This window comes from Glaciihabitans tibetensis (genome assembly GCF_003003265.1).
GTDB classification, from domain to species: Bacteria; Actinomycetota; Actinomycetes; order Actinomycetales; family Microbacteriaceae; genus Glaciihabitans; species Glaciihabitans tibetensis.
In genome coordinates this window covers 225,230-248,146 of sequence record NZ_PVTL01000006.1, presented here as the reverse complement: position 1 = coordinate 248,146, position 22,917 = coordinate 225,230, and the positions used below count along the sequence as shown (strand labels likewise).

General features: G+C 67.1%; 20 protein-coding genes. 9 read left to right on the top strand and 11 right to left on the bottom strand.

Translation table 11 applies throughout. The annotated features are described in order from the left end of the window. Nucleotides 1–38: 38 nt before the first annotated feature. Nucleotides 39–1,253 (bottom strand): NADP-dependent isocitrate dehydrogenase, encoded by a 1,215-nt coding sequence (locus tag B0I08_RS12650; protein ID WP_106213371.1) that lies wholly within the window; start codon nucleotides 1,251–1,253, stop codon nucleotides 39–41. A gap of 120 nt (nucleotides 1,254–1,373) precedes the next feature. Here B0I08_RS12650 and B0I08_RS12645 point away from each other — a divergent pair, with 120 nt between their 5' ends. The 3 genes from B0I08_RS12645 (at nucleotide 1,374) to B0I08_RS12635 (ending at nucleotide 2,815) form a co-directional block, all read left to right on the top strand. After that, nucleotides 1,374–1,826: a GNAT family N-acetyltransferase gene (locus tag B0I08_RS12645; protein WP_106213549.1), complete on the top strand. Its 453-nt coding sequence runs from the start codon at nucleotides 1,374–1,376 to the stop codon at nucleotides 1,824–1,826. Nucleotides 1,827–1,900: 74 nt separating this feature from the next. Continuing rightward, a complete protein-coding gene (locus B0I08_RS12640) occupies nucleotides 1,901–2,209 on the top strand; it encodes an MGMT family protein (RefSeq protein WP_106213369.1) in 309 nt (102 codons plus the stop codon). Nucleotides 2,210–2,371: 162 nt separating this feature from the next. Then, a complete protein-coding gene (locus B0I08_RS12635; RefSeq protein WP_106213367.1) occupies nucleotides 2,372–2,815 on the top strand; it encodes a hypothetical protein in 444 nt (147 codons plus the stop codon). Between the two features lie 62 nt (nucleotides 2,816–2,877). Here the strand turns inward: B0I08_RS12635 and B0I08_RS12630 are convergent, their stop codons facing one another. The 6 genes from B0I08_RS12630 to B0I08_RS12605 form a co-directional block, all read right to left on the bottom strand. After that, nucleotides 2,878–4,683, bottom strand: a complete 1,806-nt coding sequence (locus B0I08_RS12630) for an ABC transporter ATP-binding protein (protein ID WP_106213365.1) — start codon at nucleotides 4,681–4,683, stop codon at nucleotides 2,878–2,880. Beyond that, the gene (locus tag B0I08_RS12625; protein WP_106213363.1) at nucleotides 4,680–6,665 is read right to left on the bottom strand and encodes an ABC transporter ATP-binding protein; all 1,986 of its coding nucleotides are present in this window, start codon (nucleotides 6,663–6,665) and stop codon (nucleotides 4,680–4,682) included. Before B0I08_RS12625 ends, B0I08_RS12630 begins: the two co-directional genes overlap by 4 nt. Before the next feature lie 116 nt (nucleotides 6,666–6,781). Next, nucleotides 6,782–8,005, bottom strand: a complete 1,224-nt coding sequence (ddaH, locus tag B0I08_RS18190; RefSeq protein ID WP_281260219.1) for a dimethylargininase — start codon at nucleotides 8,003–8,005, stop codon at nucleotides 6,782–6,784. A 308-nt stretch (nucleotides 8,006–8,313) separates the two neighbouring features. Further along, the gene (gene purH, locus B0I08_RS12615; RefSeq protein WP_106213361.1) at nucleotides 8,314–10,041 is read right to left on the bottom strand and encodes a bifunctional phosphoribosylaminoimidazolecarboxamide formyltransferase/IMP cyclohydrolase; all 1,728 of its coding nucleotides are present in this window, start codon (nucleotides 10,039–10,041) and stop codon (nucleotides 8,314–8,316) included. Continuing rightward, nucleotides 10,038–10,631 carry a phosphoribosylglycinamide formyltransferase gene (purN, locus tag B0I08_RS12610; RefSeq protein ID WP_106213359.1) on the bottom strand — a complete coding sequence of 198 codons (594 nt, stop codon included), beginning with the start codon at nucleotides 10,629–10,631 and terminating at the stop codon, nucleotides 10,038–10,040. Before purN ends, purH begins: the two co-directional genes overlap by 4 nt. Nucleotides 10,632–10,771: 140 nt before the next feature. Next, on the bottom strand, nucleotides 10,772–12,223 hold the full coding sequence (locus B0I08_RS12605) for a cell division protein PerM (RefSeq protein ID WP_181243405.1): 1,452 nt from the start codon (nucleotides 12,221–12,223) through the stop codon (nucleotides 10,772–10,774). Nucleotides 12,224–12,384: 161 nt separating this feature from the next. Here B0I08_RS12605 and B0I08_RS12600 point away from each other — a divergent pair, with 161 nt between their 5' ends. Next, the gene (locus B0I08_RS12600; RefSeq protein WP_181243404.1) at nucleotides 12,385–13,014 is read left to right on the top strand and encodes a DUF4166 domain-containing protein; all 630 of its coding nucleotides are present in this window, start codon (nucleotides 12,385–12,387) and stop codon (nucleotides 13,012–13,014) included. 64 nt (nucleotides 13,015–13,078) lie between these two features. Here the strand turns inward: B0I08_RS12600 and sucD are convergent, their stop codons facing one another. Both sucD and sucC read right to left on the bottom strand, forming a co-directional pair. Continuing rightward, nucleotides 13,079–13,975, bottom strand: coding sequence for a succinate--CoA ligase subunit alpha (sucD, locus tag B0I08_RS12595; RefSeq protein WP_106213355.1), 897 nt, complete (start codon nucleotides 13,973–13,975; stop codon nucleotides 13,079–13,081). Nucleotides 13,976–13,990: 15 nt separating this feature from the next. Then, nucleotides 13,991–15,154, bottom strand: a complete 1,164-nt coding sequence (gene sucC, locus B0I08_RS12590) for an ADP-forming succinate--CoA ligase subunit beta (protein WP_106213545.1) — start codon at nucleotides 15,152–15,154, stop codon at nucleotides 13,991–13,993. A 182-nt stretch (nucleotides 15,155–15,336) separates the two neighbouring features. Between sucC and B0I08_RS12585 the strand changes: the two genes are divergently transcribed. Further along, nucleotides 15,337–16,122, top strand: coding sequence for an oxygenase MpaB family protein (locus B0I08_RS12585; RefSeq protein WP_106213353.1), 786 nt, complete (start codon nucleotides 15,337–15,339; stop codon nucleotides 16,120–16,122). Here B0I08_RS12585 and B0I08_RS12580 read toward each other — a convergent pair. Further along, a complete protein-coding gene (locus tag B0I08_RS12580) occupies nucleotides 16,088–16,753 on the bottom strand; it encodes a biliverdin-producing heme oxygenase (RefSeq protein ID WP_106213351.1) in 666 nt (221 codons plus the stop codon). The genes B0I08_RS12585 and B0I08_RS12580 overlap by 35 nt on opposite strands. 108 nt (nucleotides 16,754–16,861) lie before the next feature. On the opposite strand from B0I08_RS12580, the gene B0I08_RS18185 reads away from it, so the two are divergent. From B0I08_RS18185 to B0I08_RS12550, 4 genes are read left to right on the top strand one after another with little or no spacing between them, the layout of a single operon-like run. Next, entirely contained in the window at nucleotides 16,862–19,537 is a 2,676-nt protein-coding gene (locus B0I08_RS18185) for an HtaA domain-containing protein (protein WP_181243403.1), read from the top strand. 8 nt (nucleotides 19,538–19,545) lie between these two features. Next, nucleotides 19,546–20,661 carry a heme/hemin ABC transporter substrate-binding protein gene (locus tag B0I08_RS12560; protein ID WP_245884787.1) on the top strand — a complete coding sequence of 372 codons (1,116 nt, stop codon included), beginning with the start codon at nucleotides 19,546–19,548 and terminating at the stop codon, nucleotides 20,659–20,661. Continuing rightward, nucleotides 20,658–21,851 carry a FecCD family ABC transporter permease gene (locus B0I08_RS12555; protein WP_106213341.1) on the top strand — a complete coding sequence of 398 codons (1,194 nt, stop codon included), beginning with the start codon at nucleotides 20,658–20,660 and terminating at the stop codon, nucleotides 21,849–21,851. The genes B0I08_RS12560 and B0I08_RS12555 overlap by 4 nt, the downstream gene beginning before the upstream one ends. Then, nucleotides 21,848–22,666: a heme ABC transporter ATP-binding protein gene (locus B0I08_RS12550; RefSeq protein ID WP_106213339.1), complete on the top strand. Its 819-nt coding sequence runs from the start codon at nucleotides 21,848–21,850 to the stop codon at nucleotides 22,664–22,666. The genes B0I08_RS12555 and B0I08_RS12550 overlap by 4 nt, the downstream gene beginning before the upstream one ends. Nucleotides 22,667–22,721: 55 nt before the next feature. On the opposite strand, the gene B0I08_RS18070 is transcribed toward B0I08_RS12550, so the two are convergent. Then, nucleotides 22,722–22,916 carry a GNAT family N-acetyltransferase gene (locus tag B0I08_RS18070; RefSeq protein WP_245884786.1) on the bottom strand — a complete coding sequence of 65 codons (195 nt, stop codon included), beginning with the start codon at nucleotides 22,914–22,916 and terminating at the stop codon, nucleotides 22,722–22,724. Nucleotide 22,917: the final 1 nt, after the last annotated feature.

Here is a 22,917-nt window from a genome sequence, read left to right as displayed (position 1 = left end):
TGCCACTACCGACTGGGATTCCGCAGGGCATTTCCCGGCTACCCCAGGCGTGCGGCCAGGTTCTTGTCAAGGGTGTCGAGGAACTCCTCGGTGGTCTGCCACTTCTGGTCGGGTCCGACGAGAAGGGCAAGGTCCTTGGTCATCGCGCCGGACTCGACCGACTTGATGACGACATCCTCGAGCGTGGCGGCGAACTCGGCGAGCGCCGGGTTGTCATCGAGCTTGGCGCGGTGCGACAGTCCGCGGGTCCAGGCGTAGATCGAGGCGATCGGGTTCGTGGAGGTGGGCTTGCCCGCCTGGTGCTGGCGGTAGTGGCGCGTGACGGTGCCGTGTGCGGCCTCCGCCTCGACGACGCTGCCGTCCGGGACCGAAAGCACGCTGGTCATCAGGCCGAGCGAGCCGAAGCCCTGCGCGACAGTGTCGGACTGCACGTCTCCGTCGTAGTTCTTGCAGGCCCAGACGTAGCCGCCCTCCCACTTCATAGCGGACGCCACCATGTCGTCGATCAGGCGGTGCTCGTAGGTGAGACCAGCGGCGTCGAACTTCTCCTTGAACTCGGTCTGGAAGATCTCCTCGAAGATGTCCTTGAAGCGACCGTCGTAGGCCTTCAGGATCGTGTTCTTCGTCGAGAGGTAGACCGGGTAGTTGCGGGTGAGCCCGTAGTTGAGGGAGGCACGCGCGAAGTCGATGATCGACTCGTCGAGGTTGTACTGCACCTGGGCGATGCCGTCGCCCGGGGCGTCGTACACCTCAAACTTCAGCGGCTCGGAGCCGTCTTCCGGGGTGAACTCGACCGTGAGCTTTCCCTTGCCGGCAAAACGGAAGTCCGTAGCACGGTACTGGTCACCGAACGCGTGACGACCGATGATGATTGGCTTGTTCCAGCCGGGCACCAGACGCGGAATGTTGGAGATGATGATGGGCTCGCGGAAGATGACTCCACCGAGGATGTTGCGGATGGTGCCGTTCGGGCTCTTCCACATCTTCTTGAGGCCGAACTCGACAACGCGGTCTTCGTCGGGGGTGATCGTCGCGCACTTGACGCCGACGCCGTGCTTCTGGATCGCGTGCGCCGCGTCGATCGTGACCTGGTCGTCGGTCGCGTCGCGGTGCTCGATGCCGAGGTCGTAGTACTCGAGATTGATGTCGAGGTACGGATGAATCAGAGTGTCTTTGATTTTCTGCCAGATGATGCGCGTCATCTCGTCGCCGTCGAGCTCTACGACGGTGCCTTCAACCTTGATCTTGGCCAACTGCTTCTCCTATCAACGCGGCCCTCCGATGGACCAACGCCCAGCCTACCCGCCCCGCCAAAGTCTCTTGATGTCAAGAGATCGCTACCTTCGTCCCGCATCCGGCCCTAACCTATGGGTATGGGTGAGCTGCGACTGGAAGAACTATCCGCGAAGACAATCGTCGCGGCCAACGGGCTCACGCTCCGCCGCGGGCAGGAGCAGTTCGTTTCGCCGGTTTCATACTCCATTGCCGATGCGTACATCAACCCCGTCACTTCCTGGCCGCGTGTGGTTCTCGATGACGACGAGGTGGTCGGATTTATCCGTGGCAACTTCGATCCGGAAGCGGAGCAGGAAGAGTTTCGCAGCTGCATCTGGCGCATCAACGTCGCCGCAGACGTCCAGGGGCGCGGCGTCGGCACGTTTGCCGTCGAGGCCCTCGCGGACGAAGCCCGCAGTCGCGGCTTTGACCGCCTCACCGTCATCTGGGAACCCGGCGAAGAGGGCCCGGAGTCGTTCTTCCTCCGCCTCGGTTTCGTCGTCGTGGGCCAGACCCAGTACGGCGAGAACCTCGGCGCGCTCACTCTGTAGCGGCGAGGCGGTGGAGGCACGTTCCGTCGTGCAGGCGCGTTTCGTCGTGCAGGCGTGCGGCATTGTTAGGCGGCATGGTGAATGACTTCGTCTCCCGTGTCCTCGCGGTCGTCGAGTCGATTCCTCCCGGGAGAGTAATGACCTACGGCGGGGTGGCGGCCGCCCTCGGCTCGCGTGCGGCCCGCGCGGTCGGCCAGACGATGGCGTACTACGGCAGCGATGTGCCGTGGTGGCGCGTGGTTCGCGCGAGCGGACATCCCGCTGTCGACCACGAGTCCCGTGCGCTCGAGCATTTTCGCGCGGAGGGAACGCCGCTGCGGTGGTCCGCGAACGGTGTGTTCCGGGTTGACCTTGCGGCAGCTCGCTACGACGGCGAGCAGTAGCTCTGCCCGGCAGATCGCCGGCCACGAGACATCCGCCTCACGATTCGTCCACCTCAGAAGACCTGCCTCAGCAATCCTCCGGGGCGGGAGTCATCCTCATCGGTGACCTGACTCATCCGCTCGACCGATGTGGGCGCGGGCCGGCGACGGTTCACTGGATACATGACTTCCCCTCGCATCATCGCAGCACGACGCGGACCCGTCCTTGCCTCCGCGACCGCAGCCGTGACGCTGACCCTCGCCGCCGGACTCTCGGGCTGCGCCCTGACCGACGAGTTTGGCTCGCACCAAAAAGAGCGGGTGTTCGCCACGGCGGCGGATGTCTCGTCCGAGGCTGATCCCGCGTTCGTCCCGCCATCGTTTGTGCCAGAGGACGCCACGGACCTGAAGATCCGGGTCATCACCAACGGCCCCGGCGACATCCTCCGGTACACCAGCGCCACGGCGATCGACGACGAATACTGCGCCCCGGGCACGCTCGTCGGCTCCCCCCTGCTGGAGTCGACCTGGTGGCCGGCCGAGGTGCCGACCGAGGGAATCGTGTGCGGGTCTGGGTGGCAGGTGTTCGACAAGGACGGCAACACCTACGCGTGGGCGTCGGTGTAGCAGCGGTCCCCTCGGCGGCGCGACCCCGCGCGGTGCAGCGTGCGGCGTGGTGCGCCGGCAACCTACACGAGCGACTCGCGCCAGGCCGCGTGCAGCTGGGCGAAGCGGCCGGTTCCGGCGATGAGGTCCTCGGGCGTGCCGTCTTCCACGATCTGCCCGTGCTCCATCACCAGCACCCGGTCAGCGATAGCCACGGTCGACAAGCGGTGCGCGATGATGATCGCCGTGCGGTCGGCCAGCAGCGTCTGCAGTCCGTTCTGCACGAGGCGTTCGCTCGGGATGTCGAGTGAGGCAGTCGCCTCGTCGAGAATCAGCACCACGGGGTCGGCGAGGAACGCGCGGGCAAACGACAGCAACTGGCGTTGCCCGGCGGAAACGCGCCCGCCCCGCTTGTTGACGTCTGTCTCGTACCCATCGGGCAGGTTCTCGATGAACTCGTGTGCGCCGACGGCCTTCGCGGCGTTGATGATCTCGTCCTTCGTCGCCTCCGGTTTGCCGAGGGCGATGTTGTCGGCCACGGAACCCGAGAACAGGTAGGCCTCCTGGGTGACCATCACGATCGCGCGGCGGAGGTCTTTCGGGTGCAGCTTGCGCAGCGAGATCCCGTCGAGGGTGACCTCGCCTTCGGTGGGGTCGTAGAACCGCGCCATCAGTTTCGCGAGCGTCGACTTGCCTGCTCCCGTGGACCCGACCAGCGCGATGGTCTGACCGGCGGGCATGTCGAGGCTGAAACTCGGCAGCACCACACGGCCCTCCGTGTACGCAAAGGTCACGGTATCGAAGACAACGTGGCCCTTCGCCTTCCAGAGGTCGACGGGCTTGACCGGGTCGGGAACGCTCGGCGCCTCCTCCAGCACCCCGGAGATCTTCTCGAGCGCGGCGGTCGCCGACTGGTAAGAATTGTAGAACATCGCCATCTCCTGCGCCGGCGCAAAGAACTGGCGGGTGTACAGCATCGCCGCGAGCAGAACTCCTACGGCGAGACCACCGCCGGCGACCCGCAGTCCGCCAACCAACAGCACCACGGCGAGCGCAATGTTGCCGATGAGGACCAGGCCGGGGTCAAAAATTCCGAAGAGTTGGATGACGCGTCCGTTTACCTGGCGGTAGTCCTCGACCACCTCGCCGAACTCCTTCTCGTTGCGCTTCTCCTTGCGGAACGCCTTGACCGCACGGATTCCGGTCATGGTTTCGACAAATTGCACGATCAGGCGAGCAGAGGCGACCCGGGACTGGCGGAACAGCCTCTGCGAACGCTGCTGGAACCAGCGGGTGAGCACCGCGAGGGGCACCAGGGCGCCGAGCAGCACGAGTCCACTTCTCCAGTCGAGCACGAAGATCGCCACCCCGATGAACAGCATGTAGAGGATTCCCTGCACCAGCTGATTTACGCCGGAATCGAGCAGTTCCCGGATCGAGTCGAGGTCGCTGGTCTGCCGCGCGATGATGCGGCCCGAAGTGTAGTTCTCGTGGAAGTCGAGGCTGAGTCGCTGCGTCTGCAGGAAGACCCGCTTGCGCAGGTCGATGAGGATCGCCTGGCTGATGCGCGCCGTGAGCACGGTGTACCAGGCCATCAGTGCCGCGCCCACCACGGCCGTGGTGAGAAAGGCGGCGACGGTGAACACCAGGGGCATCGCGTCGTTGTCGATGAGCGCGGGCAGGCCGCGGTCGATGCCGAAAGCGATCAGCGCCGGACCGGCCACCTGCGCGGCGGTGCTGATCACGACGACGATCATGGTGAGCGCGACGCGCCCGCGCACCGGCCTCAGCAGTGACCCGAGCAGCCGCAGGGAACGACGGCGAATCTGAGCGCTCTCGACCCTGTTGTAGTCGTCGCGCTCCTCGCCCTGGACGCCGGTGACGCTCATCGGTTTACCTCGTCTGTTGTGGTGACTGCGACGTTCGTGACGGCTGTTGCCGTGCTGGCACTGGCCGTGCTGCCACTAGCCGCGCTGCCGCTACCCGTGCTGCCACTACCCGCGCTGCCGCTGGCCGTGCTGGCACTGGCCCGAGCCTCGGCGAGCGACTCGCGCGCGAGTTCATCCTCGAGACTGGAGATCACGAACCGATAGTGCGCGTTGCTGGCCAGCAGCTCGGAGTGGGTTCCCACCGCGCTGATCCGCCCGGATTCGAGCAGTGCCACCCGGTCGGCGAGCATCACGGTGGACGGCCGGTGCGCGACCATCAGCGCCGTCGTGGTGTCAAGCACCCGGCGAAGCGCTGCCTCCACGAGGGCCTCGGTGTCGACGTCGAGGGCCGACAACGGATCATCCAACACGAGCACGCGCGGTTTCGCGGCGATCGCACGGGCGAGGGCCAAACGTTGGCGCTGGCCGCCGGACAGGCTCATGCCCTCCTCGCCCACCCGGGTGTCGAGTCCATCGGGAAGATCGTAGACAAACGACGCCTGCGCGATGGCGAGCGCCTCGGCGAGTTCGTCCTCACTGGATTCCGGCCGGCCGAGCAGCACGTTCTCGCGCACGGAGGCGGAGAACAGCGTCGCATCCTCGAAGGCCATCGCGATGTTCTCGCGCAGGTCGTAGCGGGTGAGATCGCGGATATCGACGCCGTCGAGCGTGATCCGCCCGCCAGTCACGTCGTAGAGGCGGGTCGTGAGCGCGGTCAGGGTGGACTTGCCGGATCCGGTCAGGCCGACCAGCGCCATCGTCTCCCCCGGCTCGAGCGTGAGCTGCACGCCGTCGACGAGATCGGGATACTGCGCCGCCGAATCGGAGTACCGGAAGTGCACGTCCTCGAACACGAGGCGCCCGCGCGGGTTGTCAATGGTCTTCGGGTTTTCGGGATCGACGATGGTGTTCGGCGAGTCCATCACCTCGAAGAAGCGGTCCACGGCGGTGCGGGCGTCAAAGGTCATCGACAGCAGAAAGCCCACCGACTCCACCGGCCAGCGCAGCACGGTCGCCGTGGCGAAGAAGGCCACGAGCTCTCCCGCCGATATCTGGCCAGCGGCAGCCAACCAGACGCCGCCGAGCAGAGAGAGGGCGAAGGTGACATCCGGAACCAAAATCAACCAGAGCCAGATTCCGGCAATGGCCTTGGCCTTCTCGATCTCTGTGCCGCGGAGGTCTTCGGCTTGCGAGGCGAAGTTGGCGAGCGCGTGCTTGCCCCGCCCGAATGCCTTGAGGACACGGATGCCGTGTACCGATTCCTCTACGGCGGTGGCGAGGTCGCCGGCCTGGTCCTGGCTGCGGCGGGCCACCGCGGAGTACTTGTTCTCGAAGCGGAAACCGTTGATCCACAGCGGGATCGAGCAGACCATAAACAGCAGGCCGAGGATCCACGAGATGTTCAGCAGGAAGAGGAAGCCGATGAGGATGGTCAGCACGTTGACGATCAGCAGCACGAGGCCAAAGGAGATCCAGCGGCGGATGAGGTTCAGGTCGCTTACCGCGCGCGACAGGAGCTGTCCGGAGGCCCAGCGGTCGTGGAATCCCACGGGGAGGTCCTGCAGTTTCGCGTACAGTGCGTTGCGCATTCGCGCCTCGATGTGGGTGCCGGGTCCGAGTACGAACCAGCGGCGGAGCGCGATGAGCAGCGCTTCCGCGACGCCGAGGGCCAGCACGAGGGCAACCGCCGGCCAGATCTGGCTCGCGTCACCGTCCTGCAGCGGCCCGTCGACGAGGGCTCGCAGCACCTGGGGAATGAGCAGCGCGAGAACCGCCGCGAGCAACGCGGACGCCATCCCGAGGTAGAGGCGCGGCAGCGCGGGCTTTGCGTACGGATAGATGCGCCGGAGCGCGCCGAACGTGCCGGGGCGCTCGGGGGTGGACTTCGGCTTCGGCGGAGTGGACTCGGGCGGACGACCGGAACCGGTCGGGGTGGAAGGCATGAAAGTCCCTGGTCTGTGGCGGAAATAACGCCCGCAGGGAAGAGCAATCGCTATACCGACCCCCGGGCAGCCTTCCAGAATAACCCTCAGCTAGGCGCGGGGCAAGCTAACTTTTGTCAGCGGATGCGCACGGATAGGCAAGTGACGCACCCCTCGAGCTTCTCGAACTCGCTGATGTCGACGGTGACTACGCGGTATCCGAGGTCCTCAATCAGCGCGGCGGAGAGCGGGGCAGACGCCGCCATCAGCACGGTGTCGGGCGAGAGTACGACGACGGCAGCGCCGGTCTCCTCGGGAACCGCGAGGAACCGGGTGAACAGCTCGGGGCGCTCCACGAGCGGGGCGTAGCCGATGACCGTGCCGTCGGGAAGCGCGGTGACCGCACTCTTCAGGTGCAGCACGCGACTGACCGGCACGGCGACGACCTCGAAGCCGCGCGCGATGGCGATGGCGCGGAACTGACGGATGCCTTCGGCGTTGGTGCGGCCGCCGCGTCCGACGTAGACCGTGCGTCCGACCTTGAGAACGTCGCCGCCGTCGAGGGTGCCCGGAAGTTCGATCGTCTCGACGTCCATCCCCAGGTCCAGGCCGGGGATGGCCGCAGCGACGCCCTCGATCTCACCGCGACGCGACTCCGCGCCCGGGCTGGTGAGTACGGCGGTGTTGTCGAGGATCACGACGGCGTCCTCGACGAAGACGGAGTCGGCGAACCCGTCAGCGGCCGGCACCTCGACGGTGGTGAAACCCTCGGCCTCCAGCGCGGCGACGTACTTCTCCCACTGGGTGTCGGCGAGCTCGGCGTCGATCGGGGTGCGCTCCAGGTGGGTCAGCTCACCCTCGGCCAGGTTCGATGAGGGCAACCGCACCAGCGCGAGGGTGCGCATGCCCGCGCGGGAAGCGGCGCTGCGGGCGAGCACGGCCCTCCAGACTGCGGCACCTGCTGTCACAATCGCGATGACCGCGAAGACGACGAAGAAGAGGTTGTTGCTGCGCAGGGTGTCGAACACGCTCGGCCACACCTCTGCGGTCAGCGCATTGCCCGAGGAGATAAAGGTGATGACGGTGCCCGCGAGTGAGGCGATCACGCTGATGACGAGCGCGACCGGCAGCGTGATGAACCAGCGCCGATAGAGACCGAGCATCGCGGCGATCGCGACGAGCACAAACAGCAGGAGGCTGGAGATCGCGAAGAACGAGCTGATCGACTCAAGCTGCGCGCTTACGGCACCGTTGGTGGCGTGGAAGAAGAGGGTGGTGGCCACCTGCGTGATGGCGGCGACGGCGAGCGCCGAAACCATAGCGGCGGTCAGCCGTGGGAGGAGCGGGGCGCGAGAAGTCATGTCTACGACCCTACGGCGGAGTCTCTATGAATCAGCTGCGCGGTTGCTGGCGGGCCGATTGCTGGCGAGGCGGCTGCTTGCGGGGCGGCTGCTGGCGGGCGGCTGCTGGCGGGCGAAGCGCGCAGCTAGCCCTCCCGGAGCTCCAAACTCCCGGAGCCGGGCCACAGCGAGCCTCCGGGACTCGGAAGTGGCGCAGTTTCTCCCGCCCGGGCGCGCGCTAGGCTCCCGGCACCGGAAACCTGCTCGCGGCACCGGACATGTCCGGTGCCGCGAGTGGGTATTGGGGGCCGGGAGCGCCGGCGAGCGGATTAGTGGAAGAAGTGGCGCTCACCCGTGAAGTACATCGTCACGCCGGCTGCATTGGCCGCGGCGATGACCTCGGCGTCCCGCACGGAACCGCCGGGCTGCACGACCGCGCGTACCCCCGCCGCGAGCAGCACTTCCAGCCCATCAGCGAACGGGAAGAAGGCGTCGGAGGCGGCGACACTCCCGGCGGCGCGCTCCCCCGCGCGGGTGACGGCGAGGTGGCACGAGTCAACCCGGTTCACCTGGCCCATGCCCACACCGACGGACGCGCCAGCGTGGGCGAGCAGGATGCCGTTCGACTTCACCGCGCGTACCGCACGCCAGGCGAACTCGAGGTCTGCCCGGGTTGCCTCATCCGCGGGTTCACCTGCCGCGAGCGTCCACTCGTCGAAGGGCGCGAAATGGGTGTCGACCGACTGCGTGAGCAGCCCGCCGGAAACCTGCTTGACCTCGGTGGCCTCGCGCGCGTAGTCCGCCGGAAGCTGCAGCAGCCGCAGGTTCTTCTTGGTGCTCAGCAGTGCAAGCGCCTCCGGTTCGAACCCGGGCGCAACCACAACCTCGGTGAAGATGTCCTTGATCGCCTCGGCGGCTTCGAGCGTGACCACGCGGTTCGCCGCGATGACGCCCCCGAACGCGGAAACGGGGTCGCAGTCGTGGGCGCGGCGGTGGGCGCTGGCGATCGGGTCTCCGACCCGGGCGGCCACGGCGATGCCACAGGGATTCGCGTGTTTGATGATGGCGACGGCGGGTTCGTCGAAGTCGAACGCGGCTCGCAACGCGGCATCCGCATCGACAAAGTTGTTGTACGACATCCCCTTGCCATGCAGCTGTTCGGCCTGCGCGATGCCGCGGCCGTCTTCACGCAGGTACAGGGCGGCCGACTGGTGGCTGTTCTCGCCGTAGCGGAGCACCTGCTTGAGCGTGCCCGAGAATTCGATGTGCTCGGGGACGGTGGATGCCGCGTCGGCGGTTGCGGGCGTGGCAGTACCTGCAGCTGCGGTGGAGCTGGCGAAAGTCGACGTTGGCGCGGCGGTTGCGGGCGTGGCATCCCCCTGAGAAGACAAAGTCCTTGCCTGGTCAGGCGACGTCCCTGGCTGGTCGAACGGGGATGTCGCGAACCACTCGGCTACCGCGGCGTCGTACCCAGCGGTGTGCGCGAAGGCTTCGGCTGCCAGCTCGCGGCGCTGCAGCAGCGACGTTCCCCCGGCGGCGAGTGCCTCCTCGACCAGAAGGTACTGGTCAGGCGAGGTGACGATGGCGACGTTCGCGTGGTTCTTCGCGGAGGCTCGCACCATTGCGGGTCCCCCGATGTCGATCTGCTCGACGGCCTCGTCGCCGGTGACTCCCGCGCGGATGGTCTCGACGAACGGGTACAGGTTGGAGACAACCAGCTCGAACGGGGCGATTCCCTGCTCGGCGAGCTCGCGTTCGTGCGACTCGAGGCGGAGGTCGGCGAGCAGGCCGGAGTGGATGGCCGGGTGCAGGGTGCGCACGCGTCCGTCGAGGGACTCCGGGTACCCGGTGACCTCGGCCACCTCGGTGACCGGAACACCGCTGGCCGCAATCGTCTTCGCGGTCGAGCCGGTCGAGACAATTTCGACCCCGGCGGCGGCGAGGGCCGCGGCAAGCCGGGTCAGTCCGGTTTTGTCGCTCACCGAGACGAGCGCTCGGCGGATCGGCACCACGTCGCGGGGGCGGTACAGGGCAGGATCGTGCGAAGGTCCGCTCATGCGGTAGCTAGCTCCTTGAGATTGATGTGGCCGTTGGCGATGTCGAGCACCGCCTGGATAAGAAGCTCCCGCTCCACGGGTTTGATGCGCTCGTGGAGGGAATGTTCCGTGTCACCCGGCAGTACGGCGACCCGCTGCTGGGCGATGATGGGTCCGGAGTCCACCCCGTTATCGACCAGGATGACGCTGGCGCCGGTCTGCTGCACGCCCGCGGCGAGGGCGTCGCGCACGCCGTGGGCACCGGGAAACTCCGGAAGGTATGCCGGATGGGTGTTGATCAGGTTGGGGCCGAGCGCCTCGATGACCCGCGGGGGCAACAGCTTCATAAACCCGCTGAGGATCACCAGGTCGGGTTGCCATACCTCGATTTGCTCGACCAGCGCCTCGCCCCAGGCGTCGCGGTCGGGAAAGTTGGACAGCGCCGTGGCGAAGGTGGGAATGCCGTAGGCCTCGGCGTGCTCGAACCCGTCAGCGTCGCGGTCGGCGCCGACAGCGACGACACGGGCGGGGAACTCTGCGTCCTCCGACGCCTCGAGGAGAGCGCGAAGGTTCGATCCGCCGCCGGAGATAAGAACCACGAGTGACAGCACGCGCCAAGTTTAGCGGGCGCCCGTGCTCACGCTCAGAACTCGCCGCTCAGCTCAGAACTCGCCGTTCAGGCCAGAACTCGCCGCTGCGGCCAGAACTCGCCGCTCAGGCCGGATCTCGCCGCTCAGGCCGGATCTTGCCGCTACGGCCGCGGCGGTGCACGGAATGAACCGAGCGGATTGCTGTCTGGTCCCTCTCCGCGGTCGCGGTCCAGGGCATCGCGCACGTGCGACGAGTCGAAACCGAGCGGCGGCGTGCTCGTGTCGTCCGGATGGGTGCCGCTCGGCAGACGCGTTGCCGCCAGCAGCCCGAGGGTTGCGGCGATACCGATCTCAAGTGCAGCCCACAGCCCGACCTGCCACGGATCCGGGCCCACGGTCGCGAGCCGACCCGGGCCGGCGGCGCCACCCGATGCCCAGGCGAGCAGTCCGAGCAGCGCCCCGCCGACCAGCCCCATGCCGAGGCCGGTGATGACGGTCTGAGGGATGCCGATGCTGAGGCTTTGCCGGGCTCGCGAAGCGAAGCCGCGGCGACCGAAGCCGCCACCGCCACCACCAGCACCGGAGCCACCGCCGAAGCCACCGCCGGGCCCAGAGCCGGAGCCGGAGGCGTTGCCGCGCACCCCCTTCGACCCGAGCAGCGCCCCCGCGAGGAAACCCGCAAGCACGGGAATAAGAATGCCCACGAAGGCGAACGGGGAGTCGAAGGTGGGCAGAGCGCCCAGCACGGGCACGGCCGGAATCGGCCCAAGCGTGGTCGCGATGGGGCTCACGGCCGATCCGGTTCCGATCGCGAACCCGGGGCCGACCAGCCACGACACCCCCCACAGCACCAGGTTCGGCAAAATGGCGAGCTGCGCGATGGTGAGCGCGAGGCCGCCGAGCGCTCCCGCCTGGAGTCCCTCATACAGTTCGATGATCTGTGCGTAGCTGGTGACGATCAGCACCGCAACGACAACCGAGGCGATGGCGACGATCGCCGCGGCCGCGCTGGCGCCGCCGCGGAGTGACGCGGCAACCGTCGCGCGCGTCTGCGGCCCCCAGCTGTTGACCCAGGTGCGGATGAGTCGCGACGCGGCATCCACCCCCGGGCGGGACGCGCGCAGCGTACCCAAAACTACGCCAATGGCAAACACCATGGTCGGCAACAGGGTGCCCTGCACGAGGTTGGGCTGCGCGGCCGGAAACGAGGCGGACAGCGACAGCCCCAACGACAGCGCAGCAAAGAGTCCGATCGCCACGGCCTCACCGAGCAGGCGGTGGTCGGTTTGGGCTATCCGGCGTCCGGCACGCATGCCGAGCAAGATCGTGAGCAGCGAAAAACCCAGCGCTGCCATGGTCACGGCGAACGGGGTCGCTGCCCCTTGTAGGCCGGTGGATGTCGCGAGCGCCCCGTTCAGCGTGATGCTCAGGTCAACGCCGTGCCCAACCAGCCAAATGTCGACCGAGGCACGCCAGAAGTCCCACCAATCGGGCGCGAAGCCGTATTGCGCGGCCCACAGGATCGTGAGCGGGGCAAGGGAGATTCCCACGCCAATGGCCACGACGAGGACAGCCTCGAACGCGGCGAAGAGGGCAGTCAGCGAGCGATTCATACGGAGGGAACCTTACCGCGACCGAGCCAACATCTCCCTGTCGCCCTACCGAAACCAAGGAGATTGTGAGGCTCGGGATTCGCCGCACGATTCGTCGCGCGATTCGCCTGCGGTTCGCCCCCGATTCGCCTCGCGCCGGGACCGTCCGCGAGGATGGAGTGGTGACCCACGAATCTGCTCCACACGCTGTTCCAGAAGCGCCGACCTCGGTGTACCAGCGCGTGCTTGGCGCGCAGTTCGATGAACTCGCACCGCAGCTGCGGGAGTACCTCGCGCTGCCCGGCGACGGACAGGTCGGATTCGGCACAGGAACCTTCGAGGTCGCGGGCTCGCGCAAGCGATGGTTGCGTCCGGTGTTCGCCGTGTTGGCCCGGCAGCGCCTGGTGTTTCCCGAGTTCGGCAGGAACGTGCCGTTCACCATCACCACCGTGCCCGGGCCAGGCGATGGGCTGAGCGCGGGCCGCGAGTTTCAGTTCCCCGGCCGGGTGCGTCAGATCGAGGACACGCTCCACGTCATCGACGGCCAGCTGCACGACTTCGTCGGGCGCGGACGTTCCCTCGAGGTGCGCCTCCGGGTGCGCGTTGTCGACGGCGGCCTGAGCATGATCTCGGATGCGGCCTGGCTACACCTCGGACCACTGCGCGTGCCCGTGCCCGCAATCTTTGGGGCGAAAATCGTGCTCAGCCAGCGCTGGACGGGAGATGCCCACCGCATCGAAGTTCACCTGAGCAACCCGCTTCTCGGCGATATCTTCGAGTACGCCGGGCACTTCTCCCACCGCTGGGAGTAGTGCCCGGCGCTACAGTTTCGCCCGCGACATCCGCCACACTCAGCGGATTACCGCGACGCGTGCCCTACGCGTTTTCGAGCGTCGCGTAGATTTCTCGCAGCAGTGACGCGGTCTCGGACGGCGTCTTGCCGACGCGAACACCGGCCGCCTCGAGCGCTTCCTTCTTGCCCTGGGCGGTACCGGCACCGTCGGACACGATCGCGCCGGCGTGTCCCATGGTCTTGCCCTCCGGCGCCGTGAATCCGGCAACGTAGGCGACGACGGGCTTGGTGACGTGCTCCTGGATGTACGCGGCGGCGCGTTCTTCGGCGTCTCCACCGATCTCGCCGATCATCACGATCGCCTTTGTCTCCGGGTCTGCCTCGAACGCCTCGAGTGCGTCGATGTGGGTGGTGCCGATGATCGGGTCGCCGCCAATGCCGATTGCGGTGGAGAACCCGAGATCGCGCAGCTCGAACATCATCTGGTAGGTCAGGGTGCCCGACTTGGAGACGAGTCCGATCGGCCCGGCCTCGGTTATCGACGCCGGAATGATGCCCGCGTTCGACTTGCCGGGGCTGATGATGCCGGGGCAGTTCGGCCCGATGATCTGGGTGATGTTGCCCTTGGCAGAGGCGTGCGCCCAAAACTCTGCCGAGTCGTGGATCGGGATGCCCTCGGTGATGACGATCGCAAGCGGAATCGCTGCGTCAATCGCCTCGAGCACGGCGTCCTTGGCGAAGGCCGGGGGCACGAAAATCACGGACACGGTGGCTCCGGTCGCGTTCATCGCGTCAGCGACGGATCCGAAGATCGGCAGGGTGTGGCCCTCGATCTCGACGGTGGTTCCTGCCTTGCGCGGATTCACCCCACCCACGATCTGGGAGCCGGAAGCCAACATCCGCCCCGCATGTTTGGTGCCCTCTGAGCCGGTGAGGCCCTGGACGATGATCTTGGAACTCTCGTCAAGGAAAATCGACATTGTTGTTTCCTGCCCTTACGCGTTCGCGAGTTCGGCGGCCTTGTCGGCAGCCTCGTCCATGGTGTCGACTACGGTGACCAGCGGGTGCGCTGCATCCTCGAGGATCTGGCGGCCCTCGACGACATTGTTGCCGTCCAGGCGCACAACGAGGGGCTTCGTCGCCGCGTCGCCCAGCTTCGCAAGCGCGCCGACGATTCCGTTCGCCACCGCGTCGCAGGAGGTGATCCCGCCGAATACGTTCACGAACACGCTCTTCACCTGCGGGTCGCCGAGAATCACGTCGAGGCCCGCAGCCATCACCTCGGCGGACGCCCCGCCACCGATGTCGAGGAAGTTCGCCGGGCGAACCCCGCCGTGCTTCTCGCCGGCGTAGGAAACGACGTCGAGGGTCGACATCACGAGGCCTGCACCGTTGCCGATGATGCCGACCTGGCCGTCGAGCTTGACGTAGTTGAGGTCGTTCGCCTTGGCCTTGGCCTCGAGCGGATCGACGTCGCCCGCGTCTTCAAGGGCGTGGTGGTTGTCGTGGCGGAAGCCGGCGTTCTCGTCGAGCGTGACCTTGCCGTCGAGGGCGATGATCTCCCCGGTCTCGGTGAGCACGAGCGGATTTACCTCGACGAGGGTCGCGTCCTCTTCCTTGAACACTGCCCAGAGCCGGCCGATGACGGGCGCGATCTTTTCGAGCAGTTCGTCGGGGAAGCCGGCCTGGCGGGCGATGTCGAGCGCCTTGTCGTGGTCGATGCCCGCGATCGGGTCGACCTCGACACGAGCGAGGGCCTCGGGCTTTTCGACCGCGAGGATCTCAATTTCCATTCCACCCTCGACGCTGGCCATGGAGAGGAAGGAACGGTTGGAGCGGTCGAGCAGAACCGAGAAGTAGAACTCCTGCGCGATGCGCGCACCCGCGGCGACCATCACGCGCTTCACCACGTGCCCCTTGATGTCGAGGCCGAGGATTGCCTCTGCGGCCTCGAACGCCTCGTCGGGAGACTTAGCAACCTTGACGCCGCCCGCTTTGCCGCGGCCGCCGACCTTCACCTGCGCCTTGACGACCACGATCCCGCCGAGCTTGATCGCGGCGGCTCTCGCTTCTTCGGGGGTGTCTGCCGTGATGCCGGCAAGCACAGGTACGCCGTAGGACTCAAAAAGGTCCCTGGCTTGGTACTCGAAAAGATCCACGCTGCTCATCCAATCCGTGGGCGGTAACTAACGGAGCGGCCAGTTTCTCGACGTCGAGATAACTCGACATCGAGAGACTTGAACCACGAAGAACTCTACCGGGTCTTGGACGAACGCCGGATGCTTGCGTGCGAGCGGATGCCGGTGAGGCGAAACCCACCGCGAGAGGGCAGACTCGCTGTATGCGATTGCGTGACATGGGTGCCGAGGCGGTTCTCCTCGCGGGCGGCGGCCGCGCCATCCTGCTCCAGCTCGCGAATCCGGGCGTCGGTCACGCCGTCGCCGAGCACAGTGGCTTCGCCTCCGACCCAACCCGGCGCCTGCGCCACACGCTGACATTTGTGTACGCGCTCTACTGGGGAACGCCCGAGCAGGCCGAATTCGTGACCGAGATGGTCAACCGCGCCCACGCCCCGGTGCGCGCGCCCGGGTATGACGCGACGGATCCCGCGCTGCAACTGTGGGTGAACGCCACGCTGTACGAGTCCGCGGTGACCGTGCACGAGCGAGTGTTCGGCGCCCTGTCCGATTCCGACGCGGATGCGATCTACGACGATTACGCGCAGATCGGCGTCGCCCTGCAAATGCCGCGGGAGCTGTGGCCGCCGGATCGGGCTGCCTTCCGGCGGTACTGGGCCGACCAAATTGCGTCTGTGGAGGTGGATGATGTCGCGCGCGGTGTCGCTCACACCCTGCTTCATCCCCCAACAGGACCGCTGTGGCTGCGGGCCGCGATGCCGCTTGCCGGGCTGGTCACCGCGGGTCTGCTCTCCCCCGAGCTGCGGAAGGCCTTTGCTCTGCCGTGGTCTCCGGGGCGGCAGCGACGGTTCGACGCGGTCATGGGGCTGACGGCCCGCGTGTACCCGCATCTGCCGCGGAGCCTGCGGGAACTACCGAAGAACAGACTCCTCCGGGCGATTCCGGGTGGGCGGGTTACTTCGCCGCGGTCGATTCACCCAGCTGGGTGAACAGGTCGAAGTTCAGGCCGTAGGCGCGGTCGACCTCGAGGATGAAGTCGTCGCGATCATCGGCGCTCCACTCGGCGTCCTCGAGAGCTACCCGGTAGGCATCCTTGAAGGGCTTCGGCTTCGGCACCTCGGGGAAGATGAGGAAGCTCAGCCCCTCCTCCGAAATGCCGTAGTGACGCTGAACCATCACGCGGATGATCTGCCCGCCCGACAGGTCGCCGAGGTAACGCAAATAGTGGTGCGCGACAAACAATGCTGAGTTGGATGCCACGGCCTCCAGTCGCTCGACGTAGGTCACGGTCGCGGGCAGCGGTTCGATCGTCTCGCGCCAATTCGGGCCGGAGAAGAAGCTCAGGTCTGCCTCGAGGGCCTGGCGGCGCAAGAGCGCGTCGGAGATAAAGGCCTGGCCGACGGGGTCGGTCCTGAACGATTCGCCAACACGCTCGAGTGCCTCGTAGATAAAGAAATACTGCCCGATCAAAGCGACGTACTGGTCGATGCTTCCCGTTCCGCCCATCAAGCGGCTCATAAATCCGGCGCTTTCCGCGCGGGTGTGAGCGTTCTGCGTCTGCGTGCGCAACCGCACGGCGAAGGGCTCGGCGACACTGGCGGATGCAGCGAGGGTAGTCATGGGCTCTCCTTGAGGAAGGTTCGAAAGTCTCTGGCGCAAGCGCTCGGTCTAACACTAGGGTAGGACTACCTAATTAAGGCAAGCCTTACCTAATTAGGCCAGCCCCCGATGGAGCATCCCATCGCCGCCCCCTTTTCACAGCAGGGATACAACCAGTTGCCCACCTTCACCGAATCTATGCCCCCGAGGCATTCTCTTCTGACAAAGGCCGTCGCGGTCTCGCTTGCCGCGCTGCTGTCGATCGGAATGCTCGCCGTCGGCACAACCGCTGCCACCGCGGCGGAGACCCCCACGATCACCGTGACCGCGATCCCGGACGGCGGTGGTGAGGTGACCGTCACCGGAACAGGCTTCGACCCAAATTCGGTCGGCATCTACCTCGGCGCAGCAGCGCAGGGCTTCTCCGACTTCTACGCCGCGGGCATCAGCGCCGACACCTCGATGTGGGTGAACCGCGGCAATGCGACCACCCCCACCCGGGCGCCCATGGACAGTTCTGGCGCGTTCACCGTGACCCTCACCCTTCCCGCCGATGACGGTGCGAAGAAATGGGCGGTGTACACCGCTAAGGCGCACGGAGGCTTCGGCGACACCACGCAGGCCACGATTACTCCCCTCGCGTACACCGCACCCGTCGTTGTCGAACCCCCCGTGGTCGAGCCACCCGTCGTTACCCCGCCAGTGGTCACACCACCCGTTGTCACACCACCCGTCGTCACCCCGCCCGTCGTCACCCCGACCGTCTCCGTTGGCACCGTGCCGGACACCGGCGGAGCCGTCACCATCACCGGACGAGACTTCTCCCCCACCGGCAACGGCATCTACCTCGTCGCAGCACCCGCCGGATTCGCAAACCTCACCGCCGCAAATGCTTCCCCGGACAAACTCAGCACCAGATGGATCGCCCCCGGAATTCCCGGCGCCACCGACACCCTCGCAGCCGACGGAACGTTCAGCGTCACCATCACCTTCCCCGCCGACACCGGAACCAGCTATGCCATCTACACCGGCAAAGCTCACCGCGGCGAAGACCCCACCCAGGCCACCGTCACCCCCGTGACGTACAGCACCCCGCCCGTCGTCACCCCGCCCGTCGTGACCCCGCCCGCGGTCACCCCGACCGTCTCGGTTGCCACGGTCCCCGCCCTCGGCGGAACAGTCACCGTCACCGGAACCGGCTTCTCGCCCACCGGCAACGGTATCTTCCTGGGAGTAGCTGCAGCGGGCCAAGCCGACTTCCTTGCCGCGGCGGCCTCCCCCAGCTATATCTCGAACCAGACAAAGTGGATCGCTCTTGAGGGAACGCGCGGGGCGAGTGCGACCCTGAACGCTGATGGAACCTTCACCACCACCATCACCCTGCCCGCCGACACCGGAACCAACTACGCCATCTACACCGGCAAAGCACACCGCAACGATGACCCCACCCAGGCGACGATCACCGACGTCACCTACGACGCACCAGTAGTGGTCGAGCCGCCCGTGGTTACCCCTCCCGTCGTTACCCCTCCCGTGGTGACACCTCCGATCCCCATCGAACCCGGCGTAACTGTGCCGGTCACGGACACCGCTGGCTCGATCAAGCTTGGATACTCCGCCACCTCGGTTGCGGGCGGCACCGTCACCGTCACCGGTAGTGGATTCTCCGCGACCAGCCCCGGAATCTACCTCGCGCTCGCACCCCGCGGATTCAGCGACCTCTACACCGCGAACGCTGGGTTCCCCGGCATGGAGGCCGTGCACGTCGCGGTGGGCAACACGGTGGCGTCGACCGGCGCCGGTCGCACCGCACCGATGAACGCTGACGGCACCTTCAGTGTCGAGCTCACCGTGCCCGCCAGCGCGGCTGCAGCAGTCGCGCGAGCGCTTGCACCCGCCGGCGCAGTCGACTCAACCTGGGCGATTTATACCTCGAAGGCGCACGGCCTGGGTGTGACGGACCGCACGCAGAACGCGATCCTGAACTTCGTCTACCAGCTCGACGTCACCAGCGCGCAGGCGCCGGCCATTGGCACCCCGATCAACACGGATCCCGTAGTGATCGCCGCTCCGTCCGAGATCGCTCCCTCGGTGAGCCCGGTGGACAGCACCCCCGCGGCCGCGGAAAGCTGCGTCGCACGATCCGTGTCCGGCGCGACCCTCAACTGGGCCATCAAGGACTCGTTCCGCACCTACATCACGGGCGGCATCGCCAACGGCACCTGGGATCTCAGCTCGGTAGGAGACTCCAACGGACGGTTCGTGTGGTCGAACGGCAGCGGAAGCGTCAACACCGAGACGACCCGTGGCACGATCTCGTTCCCCGGAACGGTGCACTTCACCGGCCACGACGGCGCGCTGGACATCACCATCACGAACGTGAAGGTCCGCTTCTCCGGGTCGGCCGCGACACTGACCGCCTCCTTCGACAGCCTCGCTCTCGATGGAACGCGCACCACGCAGTCCAACGTCGCCTTCGCGAATGTTGCCGCGGGCAGCGTCAGCATTACGGGCTCACGACTCAGCCTGAATGGTGCGGGCACCACCCTCACGTCCGCCGGAGCGACCGCCTTCGGTGACTTCTACGACGCGGGTGCGGCACTCGCGCCGATCAGCCTGACCGCGCCGCTCGGCGCGACCGTGCCGTGCACGGCCTCTACGTCCTCGTCGCTCGCGCAGACCGGCACCGACACCCTCGCCGGCGGCATCGTCCTCGCCGCCCTGCTGGTGATGACCGGTTTCGGCGGCATCTCGTTTGCTCGTCGGCGCCGCGCCACCCGCTCTGCAGAAGGTTCGACGATCTAGTCGTGCCAGTGTCGACGCGTGTCCGCCGGCGATTGCTCCTAATAGCAGTCGCCGCCCTGACCGTCGGCTCTCTCGCGGCGTGCACAACGGTGGAGGCCCCGGCGGCCTCCACCGTTGTTCCGTCGCCCGCGACCCCGACGGCTTCGCCACCCACCTCTTCCACAGCAGCACCGCTCGCCGACCCAAGAACCCTTCTCGGATCATCCACCGCCGCGGCGGTTTCAGCTGTGGCACCCATCGAGTCCGAGGTGATTCCGAGCCTGCCGGTCACGGTGACCGATGAAACCGGCACAGCGGTGACGATCACGGACGCATCGCGGATCATCGCCCTTGACCTGTACGGCACCCTCGCCGATACCGTTGTCGGCTTGGGGCTCGGGGACAACCTCGTCGGCCGCGGCTCGACCAACACCTCCCCGGAGTTGGCCGACCTTCCGGTCGTTACCCAGGACGGCCACCAGCTCAACGGCGAAGCGGTTCTCGCGCTCGAGCCGACCATCGTTCTGACGGACACGAGTATTGGCCCACGCGAGGTTCAGGACCAATTGCGCGCCTCGGGTGTGGCGGTGGTTTTTTTCGCCTCCACCCGCACGATGGATTCGGTCGCCGAGCAGATTCATGCCGTCGCCGACGCCCTCGGGGTGGCGAAGGCCGGCGAAGAGCTCGCCGCCCGATCCGTCCAGGGCATCGCCGACGCGCAGGATGAGATCGCGGCGATGACGGCTGGCATCGATCCGCTACGTATCGCGTTCCTGTACGTGCGCGGCAACGGATCGGTGTTCTTTATCCTCGGGGAAGGATCCGGCGCGGACGACCTGATCACCTCGATCGGGGGAAACGACGTCGCGACCGCTGCCGGAATTTCGGGCACCAAACCCGCGAACAGTGAAGCGTTGCTTGCCCTCAATCCGGAACTCATCCTCGTGATGAGCAGCGGGCTCGAGTCCACCGGCGGACTCGAGGGCCTCCTCGGGCGGCCCGGCGTGAGCGACACGATCGCCGGACAGAACCGCCGCGTCGTCGACATGAACGACGGGCAAGTCCTGTCGTTCGGGCCATCCACCGGCGCGGTCCTGCACTCCCTGTCCGCGGCCGTCTACGCCCCGTCGGAGCTGCGCCCATGACCACCCCAACTCCGACCACCCCCACTCCGACCACCACACCTCCGCGCACCACCGGCGCACACACCCCCGGGCCGCGCACCACCCGCGCTCACACCACCGCGCCGCGCACCGCCCGACCTCGCACCGCCGCTCCTCCCCGAACCACGCGCCAGCGCCAGCGCCAGCGCCGGTTCACCCTCACGGTCGCCGTGCTCGTCGTGATGCTCGCGGCAACGGTCATCGGCTCTGCCATGGTGGGCCAGTTCCCCCTCGCGGTGGCTGACATCGTGGCATCCATCGGACGACGCCTCGGGCTGGTGCCGGTCGACGCCGCCGCACAATTTGCGGACGGCGCCCTCTGGAACGTCCGGTTCCCACGCATCGCACTCGGCCTGATCGTGGGCGCCGCACTCGGCATCGCCGGGACGATGATGCAGGGCATGTTCGGAAACCCCCTCGCCGAGCCCGGTGTCATCGGAGTGTCTGCCGGCTGTGCCGTGGGTGCCTGCGCCGCCATCGTCTTCGGGCTCGACTGGGCCGGGGCGGCGACTGTTCCGGTGGCCGCCTTCGTTTTCGGCCTCATCACCACCTTCGCCGTGTACTTCCTGTCCCGGTCGACGGGCCGCACCCAGATCCTGACGCTCGTGCTCACCGGCATCGCGGTCAACGCGGTCGCGAGCGCCCTCATTGCCCTGTGCGTGTTCCTCGCCGACACCGCCAGCCGCGAGCAGATCGTGTTCTGGCAGCTCGGTTCGTTGAACGGAGCCTCCTGGATATCAGTAGCGACGACCGCGCCGTTCCTGCTCCTGGGCGGGGTCGGCGCCCTGATCTCCGCCGGCAAGCTCGACCTGCTCGCCCTCGGCGAGCGCCAGGCCCGCCACCTCGGCGTCAACGTCGAACGGCTCCGCGTGGTCTCGATCGTGTGTGTCGCGATCCTGACCTCCGCCGCCGTCGCGTACGCGGGCATCATCGCGTTCGTCGGCCTGATCATTCCCCACCTGCTGCGGTTGCTGGTCGGACCCTCTCACCGCCTGCTGGTTCCCGCCAGTGCTCTCGGCGGGGCACTGCTGATCAGCCTTGCCGATATGCTCTCCCGCACGCTGGTGCCCTTCGCCGACCTGCCCATCGGCATGTTCACCGCGCTCGTCGGCGGGCCCGTCTTCTTTGTGCTGATGCGCCGCTCTCTCCGCGGCGGAACGGGGATGCCATGATCGATGCCACGCAGCAGCCCACCGTGACCTCGACCACCACGATCGCGCTCGAAGGCCGCGACCTGTCCTTCACCGTGCGCGGCCAGGCCCTGTTGTCCCAGGTCACCCTCGCGGTCGCTGCCGGTCAGGTCACCGCGATCATCGGACCGAACGGCGCGGGCAAGTCGACGCTGCTCGGAGTCCTCGCGGGCGACATCCGTCCCACGACCGGCTCAGTTCTCGTGCACCAACGCCCCCTCGGCGAATACTCCGTCACCGAACTCGCCCGGAATCGCAGCGTGATGCTGCAGCAGTCCGCCGTCGCGTTCTCCTACACAGTGCGCGAGGTCGTAGAGATGGGTGTGAGTGCCTGGGACAAAAATGATGGGCGGGATGCCACGGCCGTCGTCACCCGCGCCCTCGACAACACCGACAGCACTCGCTTCGCCCATCGCGACGTGACCACCCTCTCCGGCGGGGAGCAGGCGCGTGCGGCTCTCGCGCGGGTGCTCGCGCAGGACGCCCCGGTGGTGTTGCTCGACGAACCGACCGCGTCGCTGGACATCTCTCATCAGGAGCTGGTGCTCGGGCTGGCCGGGTCCCTCGCCGCTGCCGGAGGCGCCGTGGTGATCGTGCTGCACGACCTCGACGCAGCCGCGACCCACGCGGACCACATCGTGATGCTCGTCGACGGTCGCGTCGCTGCCGCCGGTCCTCCCGCTGAGGTAATGACTTCCGCGATCCTCACCGAGGTCTACGGGCACCCTATCGACGTGATCGAACACCCGGCCACCGGCAGGCGCCTGGTGGTGCCGGCCCGCACTCGTCAGCGTTAGCTGCCGAGGTGCGGTGAGCTGCGCCGGCGCGGCTGAGCTGGCCAGGTGCGGTGATCTAGAGCTTCATGCGAGTCTTCGGGGCCGGGTAGAACGCCATCACGGCGGGGTCGCCGAGCAGCGCCGCCATCGCGTCAAGATCGGCTCCCGACATCCGTCTAAATCGCAGCCGCGCTGTGGGAACCGGCACACCGCCCCTCGGCACACTGGCCCGGTGCGCCGTCGGCGGCACCGCAGCTGACGGGGCCACCATG

What these genes read in the sequence shown, in the direction of transcription:
- B0I08_RS12645 (WP_106213549.1), top strand. Translation starts at nt 1,374, where the DNA reads ATGGGTGAGCTGCGACTGGAAGAACTATCCGCGAAGACAATCGTCGCG.
- B0I08_RS12640 (WP_106213369.1), top strand. Translation starts at nt 1,901, where the DNA reads ATGGTGAATGACTTCGTCTCCCGTGTCCTCGCGGTCGTCGAGTCGATT.
- B0I08_RS12635 (WP_106213367.1), top strand. Translation starts at nt 2,372, where the DNA reads ATGACTTCCCCTCGCATCATCGCAGCACGACGCGGACCCGTCCTTGCC.
- B0I08_RS12630 (WP_106213365.1), bottom strand. Translation starts at nt 4,683, where the DNA reads ATGAGCGTCACCGGCGTCCAGGGCGAGGAGCGCGACGACTACAACAGG.
- B0I08_RS12625 (WP_106213363.1), bottom strand. Translation starts at nt 6,665, where the DNA reads ATGCCTTCCACCCCGACCGGTTCCGGTCGTCCGCCCGAGTCCACTCCG.
- ddaH (WP_281260219.1), bottom strand. Translation starts at nt 8,005, where the DNA reads ATGACTTCTCGCGCCCCGCTCCTCCCACGGCTGACCGCCGCTATGGTT.
- purH (WP_106213361.1), bottom strand. Translation starts at nt 10,041, where the DNA reads ATGAGCGGACCTTCGCACGATCCTGCCCTGTACCGCCCCCGCGACGTG.
- B0I08_RS12605 (WP_181243405.1), bottom strand. Translation starts at nt 12,223, where the DNA reads ATGAATCGCTCGCTGACTGCCCTCTTCGCCGCGTTCGAGGCTGTCCTC.
- sucD (WP_106213355.1), bottom strand. Translation starts at nt 13,975, where the DNA reads ATGTCGATTTTCCTTGACGAGAGTTCCAAGATCATCGTCCAGGGCCTC.
- B0I08_RS12585 (WP_106213353.1), top strand. Translation starts at nt 15,337, where the DNA reads ATGCGATTGCGTGACATGGGTGCCGAGGCGGTTCTCCTCGCGGGCGGC.
- B0I08_RS12580 (WP_106213351.1), bottom strand. Translation starts at nt 16,753, where the DNA reads ATGACTACCCTCGCTGCATCCGCCAGTGTCGCCGAGCCCTTCGCCGTG.
- B0I08_RS18185 (WP_181243403.1), top strand. Translation starts at nt 16,862, where the DNA reads ATGGAGCATCCCATCGCCGCCCCCTTTTCACAGCAGGGATACAACCAG.
- B0I08_RS12555 (WP_106213341.1), top strand. Translation starts at nt 20,658, where the DNA reads ATGACCACCCCAACTCCGACCACCCCCACTCCGACCACCACACCTCCG.
- B0I08_RS12550 (WP_106213339.1), top strand. Translation starts at nt 21,848, where the DNA reads ATGATCGATGCCACGCAGCAGCCCACCGTGACCTCGACCACCACGATC.
- B0I08_RS18070 (WP_245884786.1), bottom strand. Translation starts at nt 22,916, where the DNA reads ATGGTGGCCCCGTCAGCTGCGGTGCCGCCGACGGCGCACCGGGCCAGT.